Source organism: Rhodoblastus sp., assembly GCF_041915505.1.
Classification (GTDB): Bacteria; Pseudomonadota; Alphaproteobacteria; order Rhizobiales; family Beijerinckiaceae; genus Rhodoblastus.
The window spans coordinates 1-4,141 of sequence record NZ_JAYSBG010000312.1; the positions used below are offsets into that span (position 1 = coordinate 1).

Annotated in this window: 3 protein-coding genes; 2 read left to right on the plus strand and 1 reads right to left on the minus strand. The window is 65.2% G+C overall.

The genetic code is table 11. The annotated features are described in order from the left end of the window. Nucleotides 1-325 precede the first annotated feature (325 nt). Complete coding sequence (locus ACE3S9_RS15915) at nucleotides 326-2,371, plus strand: M23 family metallopeptidase (protein ID WP_374547456.1); 2,046 nt, start codon at nucleotides 326-328, stop codon at nucleotides 2,369-2,371. A gap of 15 nt (nucleotides 2,372-2,386) precedes the next feature. Here the strand turns inward: ACE3S9_RS15915 and ACE3S9_RS15920 are convergent, their stop codons facing one another. Next, a complete protein-coding gene (locus ACE3S9_RS15920; protein ID WP_374547457.1) occupies nucleotides 2,387-3,160 on the minus strand; it encodes a class I SAM-dependent methyltransferase in 774 nt (257 codons plus the stop codon). Between the two features lie 125 nt (nucleotides 3,161-3,285). Between ACE3S9_RS15920 and gloB the strand changes: the two genes are divergently transcribed. Then, on the plus strand, nucleotides 3,286-4,056 hold the full coding sequence (gloB, locus tag ACE3S9_RS15925; RefSeq protein WP_374547458.1) for a hydroxyacylglutathione hydrolase: 771 nt from the start codon (nucleotides 3,286-3,288) through the stop codon (nucleotides 4,054-4,056). Nucleotides 4,057-4,141: the final 85 nt, after the last annotated feature.

The following is a 4,141-nucleotide window of genomic DNA, read 5'->3' on the forward strand; positions in this document are numbered from 1 at the left end:
ACCCCTCAAGGCTCTCAAGTGAAGACGCGTCAGCGCCCGCCGCTAAAGTCCGCGGCGACGCCGTCGATGGCCGCCTTATAGGACCACCCCAGCCCAACCGTCAAGAATGTTTTTGAAGAAAAATGCGAATTTTTGGAAAGCTTGGCTATTTCAATATGTTGCCGATAGCCTCCCAGAACGGCGCTTCGTTCCGGCCACTCGCCCCATTTGGGCCATCATTGCCCTGTCTAAGTCCGAAATCCTTTGAAAACTGCCAAAATCAGAGACAGAACGGCTGAGAAACGCTATCTGTTGCGGCGCGCTTCCTTCGGAGACCGGTTTCAAATTGCGTTCTGCTCCCTTCGGCCTCGGCCGATCGACCCGCGGCGGCAAACGCGGCGCGTTCGTCGCCTCCATCGGCGCCGAACCGCCGATCGACGCGCAGGGCGACCGTCTTGGAACCGACAACCAGCGCCGCGTGTCGCCGCGATGGCTCGCGGGAACCGGGCTGACGGGCGTGATCGGCGCGGGCCTGCTGGGCGGCGCGATCTATGCCGCCTTCGACCGCGAGGCCAATTTCGCCGAAGCGCCCACGCGCGCCATTCTCGCGCGGCACGAACAGGTCGAAGACGCCGGGATCAATCCCAAAAAGGGCGACCGCCTGCTGAAGGCGGTCGATATCGTCGCCGCCAAACAGAGCTTCAAGACGCCGACGGCGATCAAGGTCGGCGACAAGGAAGTGATGAAAACCCGCGCCTTCACGCGCGTTTCCACCACTTTGACCCTGGCCGAAACCGGCCTGGGCGCGGATGTGCCGGATTTCAACCCGCTCAAACTGCTGGCGGATTCCAACAATCCCGCGCCCGACGCGCCCGAGCCGCCCCCCGCGCAGGACGACGCCGAGGTCAGCTTCACATCGAGCGACCTCTATCCCGTGCCGCTCGGCGCGCAGAGCGCCGCGCTTTCGCTCGACGAAGTGCGCGCCCAGGTCGCGGAAACGGTGAAAAACGCCCAGAGCAACGGCTCTCGGGCGCCGCTGCCGCTGCCGCCGCAATTGCTGCTGATGCGCACCAGTCGCGCGGCGCTGGAGCTCGGCGGAGGCGGCCTCGGCTTCGGAACGCCGAATGGCGGCAACGCCAATTCGCCTTTTTCCGCGATCGAAGTCCGCATGGTGCCGGAAAATGTCACCATCGCGCCGCGCGCCGCGACGCCGGAGGGCGAATCGGGACAATCGCCGGTCGCAAGCGACCGTCTGGTGGTGGTGAAGCGCGGCGACAGCCTCGACGACATCCTTACCGGCGCCGGCGTCGACCGGAGCGCCATCGCCAATGTGCGGGCGTCCTTCCGCGGCGCCAATCTGGCCGATCTCCTGTCCGAAGGACGGCGGGTCAAATTGACTTTCGCCGAAACCGAGAAGAGCGACGCGCTGGTCCTCGCCCGGCTGGGCGTCTATGATGCGGACAATCTCAAGGCGGCGATCGCGCTCGCCGACAGCGGGCGCTATGTCCTGCTCGAAAACACGCCGGCCGCCGCCAAAAGCGCGAAACCGGTCAATAATGACGATTCCGATGAGAGCGACGACGATTCCGGCGGCATGCGGCTTTACAATTCGCTCTATCAGACCGCGCTGAAACAGGAGATCCCGCGGCCGATCATCGACCAGATGGTACGGATCTTCGGCAATGACGTCGATTTCCAGCGCAGCGTCTCGGCCGGCGATTCGATCGACGCCTTTTATGACGACGGCGACGAAGCGGAAGGCGGCCATCCGGAATTGCTTTACGCCTCGATCTCCTCGCGCGGCGAAACCTACAAATATTACCGCTTCCAGTCGCCCGACGACCAGGGCGTCGATTATTTCGACGGCTCGGGCCATTCGACGCGCAAATTTCTGCTGCGCAAGCCCATGGCCACCGGCGAATTCCGCTCCGGCTTCGGCGCGCGCTACCACCCGATCCTGCATTATACCCGGCCCCACAACGGCGTGGACTGGGCGGCGCCGGTCGGCACGCCGATCTTCGCCGCGGGCAGCGGCACGGTGGTCAAGGCCGGCTGGGACTCGGGCTATGGCCGGCGCGTCGAGATCGAACATGTCAACGGCTATGTGACGACCTATAATCATATGTCGCGCTTCGGCCGCGGCATGACCGAGGGCGTCCATGTCAACCAGGGGCAAATCGTCGGCTATCTCGGCGCGAGCGGCCTGGCGACCGGCCCGCATCTCCATTACGAAGTCATCGTCAACGGCCATTTCGTCGATCCGATGCGCGTGAAACTGGCGCGCACCCGCCAGATCGACGGCCGGGCCCTGGCCGATTTCAAACGCGAGCGCGACCGGATCGAGGCCCTGATGGCCAAGGCGCCCAACGCGACCCGCGTCGCCGGAAAATAAGAATTCCGCCACCCGTCAGTCGCGACGCCGGTCGACGCCCACCCGCCCGGAGCCGAACGGTCGCGGCGAGAGCGCGGGGGCCAAAGCCGGCGCCAACTCCGGCAAGGTCCGGCGCGAACGCCGGACGCCGACCAGCCGGTAAAGCTGCTTGGTCGCCTCGACCACCAGAACCCCCGCCCCCGGCAGCGACAGCTTGCCGCTCACGCGCTCGATCGCGGGGGCGAAGCGCAGCCAGGTCGCGCGGTGCAGCGGCGGCGTATAGAGCGCCTCGCTCCAATAGATCGGCGAGAACAAGCTCTCGCGCATCAGATCGAGCAATTGCCCGCGCGAATAGGGCCGGCCATGGCCGAAAGGCGTGGTGTCGAGCCGCGCCCACAGGCCCGAGCGATTCGGCGCGACGACCACCAGCCGCCCGCCCGGCGTGAGCACGCGCCAGATCTCGGACAGCAATTCCCGCGGATGTTCGGCATTTTCGAGCGCATGGGCGAGCAGGATGCGATCGACGCAGGAATCCGGCAGGGGCAGCATGGAATCGTCGATCAGCGTCGAAGCCGAGGGGCCCGCGGCCGGCCAGTTCACCACGCCCTGTTCGGCCGGCATCATAGCCAGCAGGCGCAAAGGGTGGTCCTGGAATAATTCAAGATAAGGCGTCGCATAGCCGAGCCCGACCACGGACAGGCCGGTCACCGATTGCCAGCGCCGGCACAGGATCGCGCCGACGAGCCGCCGGGCCGTCTCTCCGAGCGGCGAGGCGTAGAAACTGCGCAAATCGGTGACATCCAGCGCCATGAGTCATGGTCCGTCAAAATCGCGGCGAGGGCAAGGCCCGCGCAACGGCCGCCCCGACGACGCGCTTGCCTGGCGCCGCGCCTCGGTTAAATTGCCTGCGACCACGGCGCGACCAGGAGCATCCCATGGCGCTCGAATTCCACCAGTTTCCTTGCCTTTCCGACAATTTCGGCCTGCTCGCCCATGATCCCGCCACCGGCGCCACCGCCACGCTCGACGCGCCGGAGGCCGGCCCCATTCTGAAAGCCTTAGCCGACAAGGGCTGGACGCTGACAGACCTCTGGTTCACCCATCATCACCACGACCATATCGGCGCCGCCGCCGAACTGAAGACCCATTATCCCCAGGCCCGCGTCACCGGCGCGCGCAAGGACGCGCATCGGCTGCCGCCGCTCGACGTCGCGGTCGGCGAGGGCGACATTCTGCGGCTCGGCGAAAGCGGCGCCCTCGTCTATGAGACGCCCGGCCATACGCTCGGCCATCTCGCCTATCATTTCGAGGACGACGATGTGGTCGTGGTCGGCGACACATTGTTTTCGCTGGGCTGCGGGCGCGTGATGGAAGGCACCATGCCGATGATGCACGAGACGCTGATGCGGCTCGCCGACCTGCCCGGCGAGACCGAGGTCTATTGCGGCCACGAATATACCCAGGCCAATGCGCGCTTCGCCCTCACGGTCGATCCCGACAACGCTTTGCTCGCGGAGCGTGCGCGCGAGGTCGACGCCTTGCGCGCGCAAGGCGCGTTCACGGTCCCCACCACCATTGCGCGCGAATGCGAGACCAACCCTTTTTTGCGCGCGGCCAATCCGGAGCTGCAAAAGGCGCTGGGGATGGAACTGGCCGATCCTGTGGAAGTTTTTACGATATTGCGGGAACGCAAGAATCGCTTTTAAAATCCACGTTCGGCTACACTTTGAATTAACGCGCCGCAATCATCGTCAAATCCACGATTCCATCGGTCTGGACCTGAAAACGTGC